Genomic DNA, 20,183 nt, shown 5'->3' on the forward strand with positions numbered 1-20,183 from the left:
CGCCGCTCCAGGCCGTGCCGCGACCTCTATGAGCAGCGCTTTCCCTCCTCCGGCTGCGTGCCCCGCAGCAGATATGCGTCGACCGCCGCATCGATGCACTTGCTGCCGCGGCCGTACGCCGTGTGGCCGTCGCCGTCATAGGTCAGGAGCCTGCCGGAGGTGAGCTGGGCGGCGAGGGACTGCGCCCAGGGGTACGGGGTCGCCGGATCGCGGGTCGTGCCCACCACCACGATCGGCGCCGCTCCCTTGGCCTGGATGCGGTGCGGCTGCCCGGTCGCCCTGACCGGCCAGTACGCACAGCTCAGAGACGACCATGCCAGCACCTCCCCGAACACCGGTGACGCCTTCTCGAACGCCGGGAGCGCCCGTTCCACGTCCTGTGGGTTCGAGAACGCAGGTGGCAGGTCCAGACAGTTCACGGCCGCGTTCGCGAACATGAGGTTCGAGTACCTGCCGTCCACGCCCCGCTCGTAGTAGCTGTCCGACAGCAGGAGCAGCCCGGCGCCGTCCTTCTTCTTCATCGCCGAGGTCAGCGCCGCCCGCAGCTGGGGCCAGGCCGCCTGGTCGTACATCGCGGCGATCACTCCGGTGGTGGCCAGGGCTTCGCCGAGCTTGCGGCCGCCGGCGTCGCCGGTGGGGACGGGGGACGCGTCGAGCTTCTTGAAGAACGCCTTGAGGTTGTCGCCGACCTTCGCCGGTGGGGTGCCCGGGCCGCCCAGCGGGCAGTTCGGCTGCCGTACACAGTCCTTGGCGAAGGACTGGAACGCCGTCTCGAAGCCCGCCGTCTGGTCCTCGTTCGTCCTGAGCGCGGACAGGGACGGGTCCATCGCGCCGTCCAGCACCAGTCGACCGACCCGCTCCGGGAACAGTCCCGCGTACGTCGCCCCGAGAAACGTCCCGTACGAGGCCCCGACGTAGTTCAGCTTCTGGTCGCCGAGCACCGCACGGAGGATGTCCATGTCACGGGCCACCTCGACCGTGGAGACATGGCGCAGCAGGTCCGCGGAGTGCCGCCCGCAGCCCTCCGCGAAGAGCCGGTACGCCTCGACCAGCAGGTTCGTCTCCTTCTGGTCGTCGGGAGTCATGTCGGTCCGCGCGTAGGCATCCATGTGGGGGCCGTCGAGACACTCGACCGGCTCGCTGCGGGCCACACCGCGCGGGTCGAAGGCGACCATGTCGTAGCGCGCGCGGATCTCCGCGGGGTAGCCGACCCCCGCGTACTGCTGCAGATAACCGACCGCCGACCCGCCCGGCCCGCCCGGATTCACCAGCAGGGAGCCGAGCGGCTTGCCCTGGCCCGTGGCCTTCTTGCGGGTGACGGCCAGCTTGACGTCGCCCGAAGCGGGTTCGTCGTAGTCGCGCGGGGTCTTCAGCGTGGAGCACTCGAAGCCGGCGACTCCACAGCTGCGCCAGGTCAGCTTCTGCGCATAGTAGGGGGCGAGCGCCGACGGCGTGAACCGGGGCAGCGCGGGCAACGCCACCTCCGCCGTCGTGGTCGTCGAACTCCCCGGGGAGCATGCCGAGACGAGCAGAGCGGCGGCGGCCAGCAACGTGCTGTGCGTCCGCGTCGGATGGAACGGGCGGAGGGACGACAGAAGGCGGGAAGGGTGGGGACGGCGGGACGGTCCGTGAATGCGCCTGGTGTGCATCCCGTGAGCGTAACCCTGTGCGATCGATTGGTCACGCTAAGTGGAATAGGCACTTCGTACGAGTGACCTCGGTCCGCTGCAAGCCATGTTTGCTGTTCCAGGGGGCACGCCGTCCCCAGACGCACCTCGTCGTTCTCCTGGCGCCTTTCCTCACCCCGCCCGCAGTGCCATCGTCATCGCCTCCACCGCCAGCAAGGGCGCCACATTGCGGTCCAGGGCGTCCCGGCACGCGGCGATCGCCTCGATACGGCGCAGCGTCGACTCCGGCGTGCTGCCACGTGCCAGGCGGTCCAGGGCGTCCTCGGTGTCCATGTTGGCGACGGCCACGCGGGAGCCGAACTGGAGGGCGAGGACGTCGCGGTAGAAGCCCGTGAGGTCGGTGAGGGCCTGATCCAGGCTGTCGCGCTGGGTACGTGTTCTCCGGCGCTTCTGTTTCTCCTCCAGCTCCTTCATCACGCCGGCGGTACCGCGTGGCAGCCGACCGCCCTGCGCCGCGCCGAGCGCTGCCTTGAGCTCCTCGGTCTCCTTGACGTCGATCTCTTCCGCGAGTTCCTTGGAGTCCTCTGTGGCCGCGTCGACCAGCTCCTGGGCGGCCCTGAGGCAGCCTCCGATGTCGTCGATCCGCAGCGGGAGTCTCAGCACCTCGGCGCGTCGTGCGCGGGCACGCTCGTCCGTGGCCAGCCGGCGGGCCCGGTCCACGTGGCCCTGTGTGGCGCGGGCGGCGGCTGCCGCGATCTTCGGTTCGATGCCGTCGCGCCGCATGAGAGTGTCCGCGACCGCCTCCACGGAGGGCGTGCGCAGGTTCAGGTGGCGGCAACGGGAGCGGATCGTCGGCAGGACATCCTCCAGCGATGGGGCGCACAGCAGCCACACTGTCCGGGGGGCGGGTTCCTCGACCGCCTTCAGGACCGCGTTGGCCGACTTCTCGTTCAGGCGTTCGGCGTCCTCGACGAGAATCACCTGCCAGCGGCCGTTCGCCGGCGAGGTGAACGATTTTCGCACCGTGTCGCGCATGTCGGCGGCAAGAATCTGAGCGCCTACGGCGGCGACCGTGGTCACGTCCGCGTGCGTGCCGACCAGGGTGGTGTGGCAGCCGTCGCAGAAGCCGCAGCCCGGGGCACCCCCGAGCGCACGATCCGGGCTCACGCACTGGAGTGCCGCGGCGAACGCCCGCGCCGTCTGCGAACGCCCCGCCCCGGGCGGGCCCGTGAACAGCCAGGCGTGCGTCATCCTCGACGCCTCGGGCGGCGGGGCGTCGGTGGCGGCCGCGGTGACCAGGGCGTCGGCGTCACGGGCAGCCGCGTCGAGCTGCTCGCTCACCTTCTCCTGGCCCACCAGGTCGTCCCACACGGTCACGGGACACCGCCCTTCCGTCGCGCTTCGCCCTATCGGCGTCCATTGTGCGGCTCACCACTGACATCACACGGACGCACCCACACCGAGGGCCAGGCGGATTCGCCGCCGGGACGAACGGCGGGCGCCATGGTTCTCTGCCGCACCACGGAGCCCGAGAGTCCCCGGCACAGGCCGAGGGCGCCTCCGTCTCAGCGGCGTCGTCCCCGGCCCATGCCGTCGTCCCAGTCCTCGTCCTCCGGCGGGCCGAGCAGCTCGTCCGCCAGCGTCGGAAGGTCGTCGAGCGGCGTCTCCTCCGCCCAGTCCGGACGGGAACGGTGCAGGGGGCGGCCCTCCGCATCCATCTGCGGCAGCTCGCGCGTGCGGTCCTCGGCCCCGTCGGGCCGCGGCGCCGGACGCTCGTCACGGAAGAAGCCCGGCGGCACCCGGTCCACCGGATCAACAGCACCGTCGTCCCGTACGGGCGGCAGGACCGCCGTCTCGTCCGACGCACCCGGCACCACGGGCGGCTTCGGCAGCTTCGCCGTGGTCTCCGCATCGGTCTCGCGCGGGCGCACCGGCGGCAGGACGGCGGTCTCGTCCACCGGCCTGCCCAGCCCCTCGTCCGGCGTCACGAGCGGCGTCGGAACGGTGATCTCGTTGTCCGGCGAGGTTTCGGCCGAGGAAGCTGCGCCGGCCTCGCCTGAAGCGGACGAGGAGACGCCCCCCGTCCTGCTGGTTCCGGGACCGGCCGGACCCGACACCCCCGCGGCGGCCGAAGCCGCCGCCTCGGACGCGGTCCGGCGTGCCTCCTCGGCCCGCAGCAGCGCCTCCTCGGCCTTCCGCTGCTTCTCCAGGCGGCGCGCGTCGGCCTCGGCCCGAAGCCGTGCCTCCTCCTCGGCCTGCTTGCGCCGTCGCTCCTCCTCGGCCTTCCGGCGCGCCTCCTCGGCAGCCCGTGCCTGTTCCTCCACGAGCAGCCGCGCCTGCTCCTCCTCGGCGCGCCGACGGGCTTCCTCGGCACGCTGCCGAGCCTCCTCCGCCTGCCGCTCGGCCTCGCGGCGCTGCGCCTCCTCCAGCTCGCGCCGCTTGCGCTCCTCCTCCTCGGCGCGCAGCTCGGCGAGCCGCTCCTGGCGCTCACGCTCCAGCCGCTCCTCCTCGGCCTTGCGCGCGGCCTCCTCCTCGGCTCTGCGCCGGGCCTCCTCCTCGGCCTTTCTGCGCGCCTCCTCCTGAGCCGCCACCTCGGCCTCGGACAGCGGGAGCATCTGGTCGAGCCGGTGCCGGATCACGGTCGTGACCGCCTCGGGCTCCTGCCCGGCGTCGACGACCAGGTAGCGCCCGGGGTCGGCCGCGGCCAGCGTGAGGAATCCGGATCGCACGCGCGCATGGAACTCGGCCGGCTCCGATTCCAGCCGGTCCGGAGCCTCCGTGAACCGCTCACGCGCTGTCTCCGGCGCCACGTCCAGCAGGACGGTCAGATGAGGCACGAGACCGTTGGTCGCCCACCGGTTGATGCGGGCGATCTCGGTCGGGGACAGGTCGCGGCCCGCCCCCTGGTAGGCCACGGACGAGTCGATGTAGCGGTCCGAGATCACGACCGCGCCCCGCTCCAGTGCCGGCCGTACGACCGTGTCCACGTGCTCCGCGCGGTCCGCCGCGTACAGCAGCGTCTCCGCGCGATGCGACAGACCGGCGCTGGAGACGTCCAGCAGGATCGACCGCAGCCGCTTCCCGACCGGCGTCGCGCCGGGCTCCCGGGTCAGCACGACCTCGTGCCCCTTGGCGCGGATCCACTCGGCGAGCGCCTCGGACTGGGTGGACTTGCCGGCACCGTCGCCGCCCTCCAGGGCGATGAAGAATCCGTTCGTACCCGGCGCCTCCACCGGGTCGTCTCCGCCGCGCAGCGCGTCGCGCAGGTCGTGCCGCAGTGGCACCCCGGAGCGGTCGTCGACCTTGGCGAGGACGAGCGCGGCCACGGGCAGCAGCAGCGCGCCGACCAGCATCAGCGTGAAGGCGGCGCCGCCGTGCGCGAAGACGAACCTGCCGTTCTCCAGCCGGTGCGGTCCGATCGCCCCGGCCACGACCGGAGCCACCAGCGCGCCCAGGGCCACGACGACCCGGACGACCGCCTGCAGGTGCTCGGTCGTCCGCGCCCGCCGGTGATCCTCCGCCTCCTGGTCGAGCAGCGTGTGCCCGGTGTTGGCGGCGACGCCGGCGCCGACGCCCGCGAGCGCCACGATGAACAGCACGGTGGTGACGTCCGGGACGAGCCCGGCGGCAAGCAGTGCGACGCCACTGAAGGCGGTCGCCAGCGCGAGCAGCCGGCGCCGCGACAGCGACGGCAGCATGCGGGGTGCCGTACGGATACCGGCGACGGTGCCGCCGGTCAGCGCGAGGACCAGCAGGCCGTACATCACCGGACCGCCGCCCAGGTCCTTGGCCTGAAGGACGGAGACCGCGACGACGGCCGCGACCGCTCCGGCGACGACGGCGCAGGCGAGTACCAGCAGCGGGATGGCGCCCGTACGGCCCTTGTCGGCGCCCGTGCCTGTCCGGGGAAGGCGAAGGCCCTCAAGCGGCGACCGCGGGCGCGGGGTGCGGATGTCGGGAAGTTCGAGGGAGGTGACCACCGACAGGGAGGCGGCGAACAGACCGGCCGCGACGTACGAGGCGAGGGCCACCTGGTGCTGGGCGAACCAGGCGACGCCTGTCCCCAGCAGGTTGTTCACCAGCGACACGACGACGAGCACCGCGGCGGCCAGCGGGACCGCGACGAATCCCGTGCGCAGCGACAGGCGCCGCAGCGCGTCCATGTGGTCCGGCAGAGGGCGTACGGTCGCGCCCTCCAGGGGCGGCGCGGGCAGCAGTGCGGGCGCCGCGCTCTCGCGGCACACCGTCCAGAAGCGCTCGGCCACACCGGTCAGGAAGGCGGTGACCAGCAGGACCGCGAGCGCGTTGTCCGGGGTCCAGTCGATCCACAGCGGGGCGACGATCAGCAGGGCAGCCCGCAGTCCGTCCGCGCCGACCATGGTCCAGCGGCGGTCGAGGGGGCCCTCCTGGGACGTCAGCGCGCTGAGCGGGCCGAGCAGGACGGCCCCGAAGAGCAGGGTGGCAAGGAGCCGCGCGCCGAAGACGGCCGCGATCGCGAACGCCACGCCCCGGTAGCCACCGCCGAAGGAGCCGACGGCGATGGCCGCCTGGAGGGCCAGCGCGACCAGGACGAGCAGGGCAAGGAAGTCGCCGACACCGCCGACGAGCTGGGCACTCCACAGCCGCTTCAGCTGCGGCCGGCGCAGCAGAGCGTGGACGGCGCGCTCGCGGGAATCGGCGACCAGGGCGTCGTCGGGGGCCGGGTGGTGGGCCGTTGGCTGCTCGGCTCGCGTCATGCTTTCAGCCTATCGGCAGCCGCGGACAGCCCGGGGCAGCCGTCCGAACGTACGCCCGCCCCGACACCAAACTGATGCCTGAGCGGGCTCCGTGCGCTCGGCCCACGACGTGTCCGGTCCGCGCAACCGGCGCGGACCGCACGCTCACTCCTCGGCCGCGTCCTCCGGCGCCGCCGTCCTCGCGACGGCGGTCTTCCTCGCCGTCGTCTTCGCGGCCGCCGTCTTCTTCGCGGTGGTCTTCTTCGCGGTGGTCTTCTTCGCGGCCGTCTTCTTCGCCGCCGTCTTCTTGGCCGGCGCCTTCTTGGCGGCGGTCTTCTTGGCGGCGGTCTTCTTCGCCGTCTTCTTGGCGGGTGCCTTAGCGCGCTTCTCCGCGAGCAGCTCGAAGCCGCGCTCCGGGGTGATCGCCTCGATGCTGTCGCCGGAACGCAGGGTCGCGTTGGTCTCGCCGTCGGTGACGTACGGCCCGAAGCGACCGTCCTTGACGACGACGGGCTTGCCGCTGACCGGGTCCTCGCCCAGCTCCTTCAGCGGCGGCTTCGCGGCCGCACGGCCACGCTGCTTGGGCTGGGCGTAGATCGCCAGCGCCTCCTCCAGCGTGATCGTGAAGAGCTGGTCCTCGGACTGCAGCGACCGCGAGTCCGTGCCCTTCTTCAGGTACGGCCCGTAGCGCCCGTTCTGCGCGGTGATCTCCACGCCCTCCGCGTCCGTGCCGACGATTCGCGGCAGGGACATCAGCTTGAGCGCGTCGTCGAGGGTCACCGTGTCCAGGGACATCGACTTGAACAGCGAGGCCGTGCGCGGCTTGATCGCGTTCTTGCCCGTCTTCGGGGTGCCCTCGGGGAGGATCTCCGTGACGTACGGACCGTAGCGGCCGGCCTTGGCCACGATCGGCCGGCCCGTCCCCGCGTCGGTGCCCAGCGGGCGCTCGCCGCTCGGCTGGGCGAGCAGTTCCTCGGCCAGCTCGACGGTCAGCTCGTCGGGTGCCAGGTCGGCCGGAATGTCGGCGCGCTGGTGCTGTTCGGTGTCCTTCTCGCCACGCTCGATGTAGGGGCCGTAGCGGCCGACCCGCAGCACGATGTCGTGTCCGACGGGGAACGACGACACCTCGCGCGCGTCGATCGCGCCCAGGTCGGTCACCAGTTCCTTGAGGCCGCCGAGGTGGTCCCCGTCGCCGTTCCCGGCATCCGCGGCGCCGCCCGCACCCGTGCCCTCGCCGAAGTAGAACCGCTTCAGCCACGGCACGGCCTTCGCCTCGCCGCGGGCGATGCGGTCGAGGTCGTCCTCCATCCGGGCGGTGAAGTCGTAGTCGACGAGCCGCCCGAAGTGCTTCTCCAGAAGGTTGACCACGGCGAAGGACAGGAAGGACGGAACCAGCGCCGTGCCCTTCTTGAACACATAGCCGCGGTCGAGGATCGTGCCGATGATCGACGCGTACGTGGACGGACGGCCGATCTCGCGCTCCTCCAGCTCCTTGACCAGCGATGCCTCGGTGTAGCGGGCCGGGGGCTTGGTGGAGTGACCGTCGGCGGTGATCTCCTCGGCGGTCAGCGCGTCGCCCTCGGCGACCTGCGGCAGCCTGCGCTCGCGGTCGTCCAGCTCGGCGTTCGGGTCGTCCGCGCCCTCGACGTACGCCTTCAGGAAGCCGTGGAAGGTGATCGTCTTGCCGGACGCGCTGAACTCGGCGTCCCGGCCGTCGGCCGCGGTGCCGCCGATCCTCACCGTGACCGAGTTACCGGTCGCGTCCTTCATCTGGGAGGCGACGGTCCGCTTCCAGATCAGCTCGTAGAGCTTGAACTGGTCACCGGTCAGACCCGTCTCCGCCGGGGTGCGGAAACGATCACCCGAAGGCCGGATCGCCTCGTGCGCCTCCTGGGCGTTCTTGACCTTGGCGGCGTAGGTGCGCGGCTGCGCGGGCAGGTAGCCGGCGCCGTACAGCTGTGTGACCTGGGCGCGGGCGGCGGCGACCGCCGTGTCCGACAGGGTTGTGGAGTCCGTACGCATGTACGTGATGAAGCCGTTCTCGTACAGCTTCTGCGCGATCTGCATGGTGGCCTTCGCGCCGAAGCCGAGCTTGCGGCTGGCCTCCTGCTGCAGTGTCGTCGTACGGAACGGCGCGTACGGCGAGCGACGGTACGGCTTGGACTCGACCGACCGGACCGAGAACCGCGTGTTCTCCAGGGCGGCGGCCAGCGCGCGGGCGTTCTGCTCGTCGAGGTGAAGGGTGTTCGCGCTCTTCAGCCCGCCCAGCGAGTCGAAGTCCCGGCCCTGGGCGACCCGCATGCCGTCGACCGACGCGAGCCGTGCCACCAGGGTCGACGGATCGGACGCGTCGCCGGCGCGGCCGGTGCCGAAGGTGCCGGTCAGGTCCCAGTACTCGGCGGAACGGAACGCCATGCGCTCCCTCTCCCGCTCCACGACGAGCCGGGTCGCCACGGACTGGACGCGGCCGGCCGACAGGCGCGGCATGACCTTCTTCCACAGGACCGGCGAGACCTCGTAGCCGTAGAGGCGGTCGAGGATGCGCCGGGTCTCCTGGGCGTCGACGAGCCGCTGGTTCAGCTCGCGCGGATTGCGGACGGCCTGCTGGATCGCGTCCTTGGTGATCTCGTGGAAGACCATCCGCTTGACCGGGACCTTGGGCTTCAGCACCTCCTGGAGGTGCCAGGCGATGGCCTCGCCCTCGCGGTCCTCATCGGTGGCGAGGAAGAGCTCGTCGGAATCCCGCAGCAGATCCTTGAGCTTCTTGACCTGCGCCCTTTTGTCGGCGTTGACGACATAGATCGGCTGGAAGTCGTGTTCGACGTCCACACCGAGCCGGCGCACCTCGCCGGTGTACTTCTCGGGCACCTCCGCGGCGCCGTTCGGAAGGTCGCGGATGTGCCCGACGCTCGCCTCGACGGTGTAGCCGGGGCCGAGGTAGCCCTTGATCGTCTTCGCCTTGGCAGGCGACTCGACGATGACGAGTCGGCGGCCGCCCTGTGCGGTCTCGCTGGTCGGGGACAACTTCGCTCTTCTCTCCGGTCGGCTGGGCCTCCCCAGGCCTTCTTCCCGGGGTGGGGTCGTTCTTTCCCGGCTCGCTCGCCTCCGGGGTGCTGCGGCCGATGTCGACAAGGCGATCGCGCCCAGCCCTTGGGGCTGAAGCGCCTTCGCCCTCTCGACACCGGCGCGTCCGTTCGGCTCACTCGCTGGTGACGCTGCGGAGTGTGACGGTACATCCCGCCCCCGTGTCAAACGGGAAAAGCCCGCAACGGCCACTCGAACGGTAACCCGACTACCGGCATTCCTGCCGCCTGGACTGGCGAGCAGCCCTTCCGGCCCTGTCCGGAGGGTGATCTCCCGGTTACTGGAGCCCCGGCCGCCCGGCGATCGGGAACGTCACGTCACAGGCGCATGAAGCACCACACGCCCGCGGCGAGCGCGGCCACCGCGGCGAGGCTCGCGAGGGCGGCGGATGCGACGGGGCTCACACCTTCGGCGACGGGTTCGCGACCGCGCAGCCGCGTCGCCGTCCAGATCAGCAGCCCACCACCGAAGAGGGCGAACACCGTTCCCGCGAAGATCGCCGGTCCGCTCTCCATGTCCCGTTCCTCCTGTTCCTGGGCCGTCCAGCGACGGGAGGCTGACACGCGCGGACGGCAAAGTGGCGAACCCGGGGTGAACGTGCGACGGACGACCTTCCATGCGTCGGCCGCGCACCGCCTCGCGGGCGACGACCCTACGCCGCGGCCGGCGCCCCGTCGCACCAAGGCGGCTGGAACTCGCCGTCACGCCGTCCTCCCGCCGTCCATTCTTTCCCCGCCGATCACGGCAGGTGGATCGAGTACGGGACATGACGTACCGCCACTCGTCGCTGCGGTCCCTCCCGGGTCGGTGCGACGCGTAGACGCCTGAGCCCGAAAGGGCGTCAGCCGCGAGCAGGCGTCCGGGCGGGCCGGCACGCCACGCCCCGGCTACCGCGCAGGCTCCAGAAAGCCCTGTTCGACCAGCATCCGGATCTGAGCGGGCGTCCGGTCGCGCAGCAACACTGGATCCTCGCCGACCAGTTGGGCGATGGCGTCGAGGATCCGCCCCGCGCTCAGCGAGCCGTCGCACACACCGGCGAAGCCCGCACCGACCGTGTCCACCTTGGTGGCACGGCGCATTCCGCGGTTCTGGCGCAGCACCACGTGCTCCGGGTCCTCGGCGCCGGGCAGTCCGACCTGCTCCTGGACGACCTCGGCGGCGAGCCTGAAGTGCCCCGCGAGCAGCGCCGCGTCGTCGTGCGCCCGCAGATAGTCGATGCGGTCGAAGTACGCGCGGATCGTGTCCCCGATCGGCTGTTCGACCGGATGCGGCCACTCCTCGACCGTGATGTTGGGCTCGGCGGCCTCCGTCCGGTGCAGCGCGATCCAGCCGAAGCCGACCGCCCGTACCTTGCGTGCCTCGAACTCGTCCAGCCACGCGTCGTACCGCGCCTGGTACTCGGCGGTGTCATCGCGGTGGTCGCCCGCGTCCCGCAGCCACAACTCCGCGTACTGCGTGATGTCCTGGACCTCGCGCTGCACGATCCAGGCATCGCAGCCGCGTGGTACCCACGAGCGCAGCCGGTCCTGCCAGTCCTCCCCCTCCACGTGCTGCCAGTTGGCGAGGAACTGCGCGAACCCGCCCTCGTTCAGCCGCTCCCCCGACTGCTGAACGAGCGTCCGGCACAGATCGTCCCCGCCCATGCCGCCGTCGCGATAGATGAGACGGGCGCCGGGCGAGATCACGAACGGCGGGTTGGAGACGATCAGGTCGAACGACTCCTCGTCGCGGATCGGCTCGAAGAGCGAACCCCGGCGCAGATCTGCGGCCGGGGCGCCGGACAGCGCCAGCGTGAGCGCGGCGATGTGCAGGGCACGCGGGTTGACGTCGGTCGCCGTCACCCGCGTGGCGTGCCGGGCGGCATGCAGCGCCTGGATGCCGGAGCCGGTGCCGAGGTCGAGGGCGGAGCCGACGGGGGTGCGGACGGTGATTCCCGCGAGCGTGGTGGAGGCGCCGCCGACCCCCAGGACGACTCCTTCGTCCCGGCTGCCGATGCCGCCCGCCCCGCCGACCGCGCAGCCGAGGTCGGAGACGATGAACCAGTCCTCGCCGCCGGGTCCGCCGTACGGCCGGACGTCCACGGTCGCGGCGACCTCGTCCCCGCCGGTGCGGACGAGCCAGCCGGCGTCCACGCACGCGTCGACGGGCAGGACGCCTGTCACACGCGCCTGCGCAACGGGTTGTTGCAGCAGGAACAGCCGTACGAGCGACTCCAACGGCGTGTCCCCGCGTGTGGCCCGGAGCGCAGGCACGGTCTCGCTCCGCGCGAGCGCCGCGTACGCGGGCGCCCCGAGCAGGTCGAGGAGCCCGTCGGCAGTGAAGGAGGCCGCGAGGAGGGCGTCCCGCAGTCGCAGGGTGACATCGGCGCGGTCGGTGGACGGCAGCGTGGCCGGACTGGAGTTGCTCACGCCCCCCATTGTGGCGTGGGCAGGCGTTCGACGCGCCGCTCAGCCGGCCGTCGGCGAGGCCGAGGCGGACGCGGCCTTGCAGCTCGCCTGCTGCGACATCGCCTCCCCGACATCACCCGCCTCCAGCTCCTTCAGCGCGTCGTTCCCGCTCTTGCTCAGCGTGTCGAGCTTGGTCGCGATCCCCTTGAGACCGTCGGCGAACTTCGCCTGGTCCTTCGTGTCGAGCCCGTCCACCTGCTTCTGCAGATCGCCATAGGCGGTGGCGATGCCGTTGAGCTCCTGGACGGCGTTCTTCTGCTTCGTCGCACCGTTGCCGACGTCCGGCGCGCCCGCCTTTTCGACGGCCGCTCCGATCGCCCGGTAGGCGTCGGCCATGTCCCGGAAGGCCTGGGAGTCGGTCTTCTGGACCTGCTCCGGCGTGCTGTTGTCCGAGGTCTCCTTCTGGATCGCGGCGCTGGCGGCCGCGATCTTCTTGGCCTGCGGCTGCACCGCGACGCACACCTGCTTGGCCCAGGAGACCAGCTTGTCGTCGACTGCGCCGCTGCCGCTGGTGCATCCCGACAGCGCCAGTACCAGTACCGCACCGCCGGACAGTGCGACCGCGAGCTTCTTGTTCACCGGATCGGTCCCTTCCATGGCTCTCTCGGCCCCGGAACATACACGCCAACCGGTTCACAGCCGCATGCCGAATATTACTTATCTCAGCTGTTGCGATGATTTGCATCAGGCGAGAGAAGGCTCACGAAGGAGGCCCGAACACGGACAGGGCGGGCACACGGCATCTCGAAGAGTGCCGTGTGCCCGCCCGTCGACCCGTACCTGACCAGGTGGAAGTACGGGTGCTGCCGAAGCGGCTAGGAAACCACCGCCGGATCCGCCGACTTGGACACCTTCTCGGCGTTGTCTTCGTCACCCACGGCGATCCCGCGGCGCTTGGAGATGTAGACCGCCACCACGATCACCAGGATCGCGAGCACGGCGATCAGGATCCGCACGGCGAGACTCTTGTCACTGCCGTACGAGAACTTGATGACCGCGGGCGCGATGAGCAGCGACACCAGGTTCATCACCTTCAGCAGCGGGTTGATCGCCGGTCCCGCGGTGTCCTTGAAGGGGTCGCCGACCGTGTCGCCGATCACCGTCGCGGCATGCGCCTCGCTGCCCTTGCCCCCGTGGTGGCCGTCCTCCACGAGCTTCTTGGCGTTGTCCCAGGCACCGCCCGAGTTGGCGAGGAACACCGCCATCAGCGTGCCGGTGCCGATCGCGCCCGCCAGGTACGCGCCGAGCGCACCGACACCGAGCGTGAACCCGAGGGCGATGGGTGCCATGACGGCGAGCAGGCCGGGTGTGGCCAGTTCCCTGAGGGCGTCCTTGGTGCAGATGTCGACGACCTTGCCGTACTCCGGCTTCTCCGTGTAGTTCATGATCCCGGGCTTCTCCCGGAACTGCCGCCGCACCTCGAAGACCACCGCGCCCGCGGACCGCGACACCGCGTTGATCGCCAGACCCGAGAAGAGGAAGACGACCGCGGCGCCCACGATGAGGCCGACCAGGTTGTTGGGCTGGGAGATGTCCATGACCAGGTTCAACGGCCCGCCGTTCCCGACCTTCTCGCCCACGTCCTGCGCGGCCGTGGTGATCGCGTCGCGGTACGAGCCGAAGAGCGCCGAGGCCGCGAGGACGGCGGTGGCGATGGCGATGCCCTTGGTGATCGCCTTGGTGGTGTTGCCCACCGCGTCCAGGTCGGTCAGCACCTGCGCGCCGGAGCCCACCACGTCGCCGGACATCTCGGCGATGCCCTGCGCGTTGTCGGAGACCGGACCGAAGGTGTCCATGGCGACGATCACGCCGACCGTGGTGAGCAGGCCCGTACCGGCCAGCGCCACCGCGAAGAGCGCGAGCATGATCGACGTACCGCCGAGCAGGAACGCCCCGTACACGCCGAGCCCGATCAGCAGCGCGGTGTAGACGGCCGACTCCAGACCCACGGAGACGCCGGCGAGCACCACGGTGGCGGGGCCGGTCAGCGAGGTCTTGCCGATGTCCCGCACCGGACGGCGGTTCGTCTCGGTGAAGTAGCCGGTCAGCTGCTGGATCAGGGCGGCGAGCACGATGCCGATGGCCACCGCCACCAGCGCGAGGATCCGGGGATCCCCGTCCTTGGCCCGGATCGCCGCGTCGGAGATGCCCTTGAGGTCGGCGTACGACGACGGCAGATACGTGAACACGGCCACCGCAACCAGCGCCAGCGAGATCACCGCGGAGATGAAGAAGCCGCGGTTGATGGCGGACATGCCGCTGCGGTCGGCGCGGCGCGGGGCCACCGCAAAGATGCCGATCATCGCGGTCACCACCCCGATGGCGGGCACGATCAACGGGAACGCCAGTCCCGAGTCGCCGAACGCCACCTTGCCGAGGATCAGCGCGGCGACGAGTGTCACGGCGTACGACTCGAAGAGGTCGGCTGCCATACCTGCACAGTCGCCGACGTTGTCGCCCACATTGTCGGCGATGGTCGCGGCATTGCGCGGGTCGTCCTCCGGAATGCCCTGCTCGACCTTGCCGACCAGGTCGGCGCCGACGTCGGCGGCCTTGGTGAAGATGCCGCCGCCGACACGCATGAACATGGCGATCAGCGCCGCGCCCAGGCCGAAGCCCTCCAGGACCTTCGGCGCGTCCGCCGCGTACACGAGCACCACGCAGGAGGCGCCCAGCAGACCGAGCCCCACCGTGAACATGCCGACGACGCCACCCGTGCGGAAAGCGATCTTCATGGCCTTGTGTGAGACGGCGGTGAGATCCTTTTCCGGCTCGCCTTCCGCCGGCGTCGCTTCGCGCGCCGCCGCAGCAACCCGCACATTGCTCCGCACGGCGAGCCACATGCCGATATAGCCGGTGGCCGCCGAGAACGCCGCTCCGATCAGGAAGAACACCGATCGTCCGGCGCGCTGATTCCAGTCGTCCGCGGGCAGCAGCATGAGCAGGAAGAACACGACCACGGCGAATACGCCGAGCGTGCGGAGCTGCCGGGCCAGATAGGCGTTCGCGCCTTCCTGCACGGCTGCCGCGATCTTCTTCATGCTGTCGGTGCCCTCGTTCGCCGCGAGCACCTGCCGGACCAGGGTCCCGGCGACCACGAGGGCCGCCAGGGCGACAACCCCGATGACCACCACGATCAGTCGGTTGCTGTCGGTCAGTACTGCGGCTGCGAGGGTTGTGGGGTGATCAAACTGTTGAGGGGTAGAAAGCCCCGCCATTCGTCCTCCTTGACGCTTGGGCTGAGCTCAAGATGTGGACGGATTGTAGGGACCGGAACCTGATCAAAACAGTGCTCGGTAAACGGAATTGGCCTTCACCTGCTCTTCAGCAAAAGATCGCACGCGCGCCACAGAACCCGAAAGAGGTAATGCCTCAAAACCATTGACCGGGTGGGCACTTGATCAAATCATCGCGCGATCGATCGTGAAGCAATTCACGAATTTGTGCGACTGGACAAAAAGTAGGGCCCTGCACAGGCAGGGCCCTACAAAACCGTGCAAAAAGCACGAGGAGGGGGCGTACGAGGAAGGTCAGGCGGAGAGCGTGGCGGGCGGCACGGTCGGCCAGCTCATCCTGATCCGTCCGCCGCTCTCCCCGGCGGTGACCTCGACGTCGTCGACGAGACCGCTGATGACCGCGAGGCCCATCTCGTCCTCTTCGGCTTCCGCGTCCGCGTCGCCGGCGCCCGGGGTACCCGGCGTTCTCGCGCCGAGCACCGCATGTGGCGCCTCGTCGCCGACCTCGATGGAGAACTGCTTCTCCTCCTCGGTCAGCAGCACCCGCACCGGCGCCGAGATGCCGTTGCTCTGGTGCAGTCCGACAGCCCGGGTGCAGGCCTCGCCGACGGCCAGCCTGACCTCGTCGAGTACGGCCTCCTCCACTCCAGCCCGGCGCGCCACCGCGGCCGCCACGAGTCGGGCGGTCCTGACATGTTCTGGCAGCGCGCTGAAGAGGAGTTCAACGGTGGCCATGCATCCCCCTCGGAACTTCGGGCGTGCGGTCAGGGGGCCAGGCCGCAAAGGCCCGGTCCCCGTCTCTTGCTTCTGCCGTCCGGGCACTGCGGCCCGGGAACGGGGTCAGTCGGTGGCCGCCACCGCTTCCTCGACCGAGGTGTGAATGGGGAACACCTTGGTGAGACCGGTAATGCGGAAGATCTTGAGAATGCGCTCCTGGTTGCACACCAGCCGCAGGGACCCCTCATGGGCCCGAACGCGCTTCAAGCCGCCCACCAGCACGCCGAGCCCGGTGGAGTCGAGGAAGTCCACGCCCTCCATGTCGACGACGAGGTGGAAATTCCCGTCGTTCACCAGCTCGACCAGCTGCTCGCGCAGCTTGGGCGCGGTATATACGTCGATTTCGCCACCGACCTCGACGACCGTACGATCGCCGACGGTACGGGTCGACAGGGACAGGTCCACGGATCCTCCAGCACCTTGCTATCGAGCGGTCGCCCCACGGAACATCTCGGCAGAGCCCCAGGACGGTTCGCCAGCCGCGATGGCATTCAATCACTTACCGGCAGGCGTGCACGACGCCTTGACCCCATTGTCCGTCACGCCAGTGACACACTCGGTGCCGATGGCCAAGAATCACCGATCCGATCGCCCCCTGTCGGGCCCCGTGTCCCGCGTCTCGCCGAGCACGGTCCTGGACCGGCTCGCCTCGGGACCGAGCCGGGCTGCGCGCATCACTCATACGGAGCACTTGCCCCCGAGAGAGGGCCGCCATGCCGTCTGGCCGGACCGGATCCGTTCCGAGGTCATAGCCGCCGTGCAGGCCGCCGGTATCGAGCACCCTTGGGCCCACCAGGCGCTCGCCGCCGAGCACGCGCTGGACGGCAGCTCGGTCGTCGTCGCCACGGGCACGGCGTCGGGCAAGTCGCTCGCCTACCTCGCACCGGTGCTCTCCCGTCTGCTGGACGGCTCGGAGGCCCCGAACGGCCGCGGCGCGACCGCCCTCTACCTCGCCCCGACCAAGGCACTCGCGGCGGATCAATGCCGATCCGTGAAGAAACTTTCACAACCCTTGGGCACGGCGATCCGCCCAGCGGTGTACGACGGCGACACACCGCCCGAAGAACGCGAATGGGTGCGTCAGTACGCCAACTACGTCCTCACCAACCCCGACATGCTGCACCGCGGCATATTGCCCTCACATCCACGCTGGTCCTCCTTCCTGCGCGCCCTGAAGTACGTCGTCATCGACGAGTGCCACACCTACCGGGGAGTCTTCGGCTCCCACGTCGCCCAGGTCCTGCGCCGCCTGCGGCGTCTGTGCGCCCGCTACGGCGCCTCGCCCGTCTTCCTGCTGGCCTCCGCGACCGCCGCCGAGCCCTCGGTGGCGGCACGCCGTCTCACCGGCCTCCCCGTCGTCGAGGTCGCCGACGACGCCTCCCCGCGCGGCGAGCTGGTCTTCGCCCTGTGGGAACCCCCGCTCACCGAGCTGCACGGCGAGAAGGGGGCGCCCGTCCGGCGTACGGCCACCGCCGAGACGGCCGACCTGCTGACCGACCTGGCCGTGCAGGGCGTCCGCTCGGTCGCCTTCGTCCGCTCGCGCCGCGGCGCCGAGCTGATCTCGGTCATCGCCCAGGAGCGCCTCGCCGAGGTCGACCGCTCCCTGGCCCGGCGCGTGGCCGCCTACCGCGGCGGCTACCTTCCCGAGGAGCGCCGCGCCCTGGAACGCGCCCTGCACTCCGGAGAACTCCTCGGCCTCGCCGCCACCACCGCCCTCGAGCTCGGAGTCGACGTCTCGGGCCTGGACGCCGTCCTCATCGCGGGCTACCCGGGGACGCGGGCGTCGTTGTGGCAGCAGGCGGGCCGCGCCGGCCGCGCGGGACAGGGTGCCCTCGCGGTGCTGGTCGCCCGGGACGACCCGCTGGACACGTTCCTCGTCCACCACCCCGAGGCCCTCTTCGATCAGCCGGTGGAGTCCACCGTCCTCGACCCGGACAACCCGTATGTCCTGGCGCCCCATCTGTGCGCGGCGGCGGCGGAGCTCCCGCTGACGGAGGAGGACCTGGAGCTCTTCGGTCCCGCCTCCGAGGAGCTGCTCCCGCAGCTGGAGGCCGCGAAGCTGCTGCGCCGCCGGACGAAGGCCTGGCACTGGACCCGCCGGGAACGGGCCGCCGACCTCACGGACATCCGCGGGGAGGGCGGGCGTCCCGTCCAGGTCGTGGAGGCGGGCACCGGACGACTGCTCGGCACGGTCGACGCGGGCTCCGCACACACGACGGTGCACGAGGGCGCGGTCCATCTGCACCAAGGCCGCACGTATCTGGTGCGGGAGCTCGACCTGGAGGACTCCGTGGCCTTGGTCGAGGAGGCCGACCCGCCCTACTCAACGGTCGCCCGCGACACGACGTCCATCTCCGTCCTGGAAACGGACGTCGAGATCCCCTGGGGCGAAGGCCGGCTGTGCTACGGCTCGGTGGAGGTCACCAACCAGGTCGTCTCCTTTCTGCGTCGGCGTGTCATCACCGGTGAAGTGCTGGGCGAGACGAAACTCGACCTCCCTCCTCGTACGCTGCGCACCCGCGCCGTGTGGTGGACGGTCACCGAGGACCAACTGGACGAGGCCCGGATCACGCCGGAGATCCTCGGCGGCGCCCTGCACGCCGCCGAACACGCCTCGATCGGCATGCTCCCGCTCTTCGCCACCTGCGATCGCTGGGACATCGGAGGCGTCTCCGTCCCGCTCCACCCGGACACCCTCCTGCCCACGGTCTTCGTCTACGACGGCCACCCGGGCGGCGCGGGCTTCGCGGAGCGCGCCTTCCACACGGCCGGCACCTGGCTGACCGCCACCCGCCAGGCCATCGCGTCCTGCGAGTGCGAGGCGGGCTGTCCGTCCTGCATCCAGTCCCCCAAGTGCGGCAACGGCAACGATCCGCTGCACAAGAGGGGGGCCGTGCGGCTCCTCACGGTGCTCTTGCGCGGGACGCCCGAGGAGACGGGGGACAGGACGGGAAGCCCGGAGGGCGTGGAAGTCGGCGCGGGGACTCCGGACGCGAAGGAGAACGAGGCGGAGGCTATGGACGAGAAGGAGAACGAGGAGAGGGGTTCGCGCGTCCGTCCTGCGCCGCCGGTCCCGCCGGGCCCGCCCTCGCCCTGACCTCGGCGGTGAAGGGTCCCGAGGCCGAGGCCGCCGTGACGTCGGAGACCTCGCCCACGACCGAGCACCGCACGAGCCGGCTGCCCTGGGCCACCGCGATACGCCTCGCCGTGTCACATGCCTTCCCCTTCCCCTCCGTCCAGTGGTCGGCCGCCGCCAGCGCCGCCAGGTCGGCCGCACCGGCCGCACGATGCCGGGCCAGCACGGCCTCCCCCTGCGCCAGAAGCACCCCGAACACAGCACACAGAGCGCCGACCGCGCCTACGCACCACACCGTCGCCGAGCCTCGGTCGCCGGCCGGTCGACGCCCCGACAGCAGCGCCCTCAGCAGCTGAGGGAACCTCACCGCTCCCTCCTGGCATCTCACCGCTCCACCCCCGTTCTCCGCCCATCGCCTCTCCGGGCCCCACACCCCTTCATCGGTCGGCCCCCACCCGGCGGTTCATGTCTCCTCACCGATTCACCCCCACGGTGTCCTCGGCCAACGCCACCGCCTCATGGCGCAGTTCGAGCGGCAGTGCGTCCGGACCCGGGGGGTGGGCGACCACCAGCACATGCACGAGATCGCCCTGCCGGGTCACCGTCACCCTCGCTCCCTCGGGCGCGGCCTGCCGGACCACCTCCTCGACCACGCTCGACGGCTCCTGCCGCGCCGCGGCCCGGGCCCCCGCCCGGGCCGCGTCCACGCACTGGATCTGCGCGGACGCGGTCAACAGGGCCCACACAAGGGCCATGGCGAAGAGCACCAGTGCGGGCAGGACGACCGCGGTCTCCGCCGTCACGAATCCGCGGTCTTGGCCTGCTCCGGACTCGCCGTGGTCCCGCGCCCCGTCACATCCGGACATTGAGCGCCCGCTTCACGATGTCCTGCAGTTCCCCACTGACCTGCCCGCTCGTCACCACCTTGTAGAGGACCGCCGCAAAGGCCACCGCGGCGATGATCCCCATCGCGTACTCGGATGTGACCATGCCCACCTCCTCGCGCATCGCCTCCCGTACCCGGCGTACCAGTCCACGCACCCGGCCCCGTACTCGTACCGCCTTACCCATGCCGACCCCCATGAGGTTCTCGTACCGTCGATCTGTCTGATTCAAATTGCTTGAATGGGTTTGCTTGAATCGCTTGCTCGATTCGGTTCGTCAGGCTCGGTCGGTCATCCGCCACCTCCTCGCAGCAGCCCTCCAGCGAGCCCGATCAC

The 20,183-nt window shown here is 70.7% G+C and carries 14 protein-coding genes; 1 reads left to right on the forward strand and 13 read right to left on the reverse strand.

Going from position 1 to position 20,183, the window contains the following annotated elements:
* Window positions 1–26 precede the first annotated feature (26 nt).
* The 10 genes from VXC91_RS13010 to bldG all read right to left on the reverse strand — a co-directional run bounded on the left by VXC91_RS13010 (window position 27) and on the right by bldG (window position 16,292).
* Window positions 27–1,649, reverse strand: a complete 1,623-nt coding sequence (locus VXC91_RS13010) for an alpha/beta hydrolase (protein ID WP_329507308.1) — start codon at window positions 1,647–1,649, stop codon at window positions 27–29.
* Window positions 1,650–1,799: 150 nt separating this feature from the next.
* On the reverse strand, window positions 1,800–3,005 hold the full coding sequence (locus VXC91_RS13015; RefSeq protein ID WP_329507309.1) for a DNA polymerase III subunit delta': 1,206 nt from the start codon (window positions 3,003–3,005) through the stop codon (window positions 1,800–1,802).
* A gap of 188 nt (window positions 3,006–3,193) precedes the next feature.
* Window positions 3,194–6,364, reverse strand: coding sequence for a dTMP kinase (gene tmk, locus VXC91_RS13020; RefSeq protein ID WP_329507310.1), 3,171 nt, complete (start codon window positions 6,362–6,364; stop codon window positions 3,194–3,196).
* A gap of 144 nt (window positions 6,365–6,508) precedes the next feature.
* Window positions 6,509–9,367: a type I DNA topoisomerase gene (gene topA, locus VXC91_RS13025; protein WP_329507311.1), complete on the reverse strand. Its 2,859-nt coding sequence runs from the start codon at window positions 9,365–9,367 to the stop codon at window positions 6,509–6,511.
* Window positions 9,368–9,744: 377 nt separating this feature from the next.
* Entirely contained in the window at window positions 9,745–9,942 is a 198-nt protein-coding gene (locus VXC91_RS13030; protein ID WP_329507321.1) for a hypothetical protein, read from the reverse strand.
* Window positions 9,943–10,314: 372 nt separating this feature from the next.
* Entirely contained in the window at window positions 10,315–11,844 is a 1,530-nt protein-coding gene (locus VXC91_RS13035) for a class I SAM-dependent methyltransferase (RefSeq protein ID WP_329507312.1), read from the reverse strand.
* 30 nt (window positions 11,845–11,874) lie between these two features.
* Entirely contained in the window at window positions 11,875–12,471 is a 597-nt protein-coding gene (locus VXC91_RS13040) for a small secreted protein (RefSeq protein ID WP_329507313.1), read from the reverse strand.
* A gap of 218 nt (window positions 12,472–12,689) precedes the next feature.
* Window positions 12,690–15,092, reverse strand: coding sequence for a sodium-translocating pyrophosphatase (locus tag VXC91_RS13045; protein ID WP_329507314.1), 2,403 nt, complete (start codon window positions 15,090–15,092; stop codon window positions 12,690–12,692).
* A gap of 312 nt (window positions 15,093–15,404) precedes the next feature.
* Window positions 15,405–15,845, reverse strand: coding sequence for an ATP-binding protein (locus VXC91_RS13050; protein ID WP_329507315.1), 441 nt, complete (start codon window positions 15,843–15,845; stop codon window positions 15,405–15,407).
* 105 nt (window positions 15,846–15,950) lie between these two features.
* Window positions 15,951–16,292: an anti-sigma factor antagonist BldG gene (gene bldG, locus VXC91_RS13055; RefSeq protein WP_010986038.1), complete on the reverse strand. Its 342-nt coding sequence runs from the start codon at window positions 16,290–16,292 to the stop codon at window positions 15,951–15,953.
* A gap of 79 nt (window positions 16,293–16,371) precedes the next feature.
* On the opposite strand from bldG, the gene VXC91_RS13060 reads away from it, so the two are divergent.
* Entirely contained in the window at window positions 16,372–18,984 is a 2,613-nt protein-coding gene (locus VXC91_RS13060; protein ID WP_329507316.1) for a DEAD/DEAH box helicase, read from the forward strand.
* Here the strand turns inward: VXC91_RS13060 and VXC91_RS13065 are convergent.
* The 3 genes from VXC91_RS13065 to VXC91_RS13075 form a co-directional block, all read right to left on the reverse strand.
* Window positions 18,902–19,315 carry an Rv3654c family TadE-like protein gene (locus VXC91_RS13065; RefSeq protein ID WP_329507322.1) on the reverse strand — a complete coding sequence of 138 codons (414 nt, stop codon included), beginning with the start codon at window positions 19,313–19,315 and terminating at the stop codon, window positions 18,902–18,904. The two genes, VXC91_RS13060 and VXC91_RS13065, sit on opposite strands and share 83 nt — an antisense overlap.
* A 121-nt stretch (window positions 19,316–19,436) precedes the next feature.
* The gene (locus VXC91_RS13070) at window positions 19,437–19,829 is read right to left on the reverse strand and encodes a TadE family type IV pilus minor pilin (RefSeq protein ID WP_329507317.1); all 393 of its coding nucleotides are present in this window, start codon (window positions 19,827–19,829) and stop codon (window positions 19,437–19,439) included.
* Window positions 19,816–20,034 (reverse strand): DUF4244 domain-containing protein, encoded by a 219-nt coding sequence (locus VXC91_RS13075; protein ID WP_329507318.1) that lies wholly within the window; start codon window positions 20,032–20,034, stop codon window positions 19,816–19,818. The genes VXC91_RS13070 and VXC91_RS13075 overlap by 14 nt, the downstream gene beginning before the upstream one ends.
* Window positions 20,035–20,183 lie beyond the last annotated feature (149 nt).

It is taken from the genome of Streptomyces chiangmaiensis, assembly GCF_036281785.1.
Classification (GTDB): domain Bacteria; phylum Actinomycetota; class Actinomycetes; order Streptomycetales; family Streptomycetaceae; genus Streptomyces; species Streptomyces chiangmaiensis.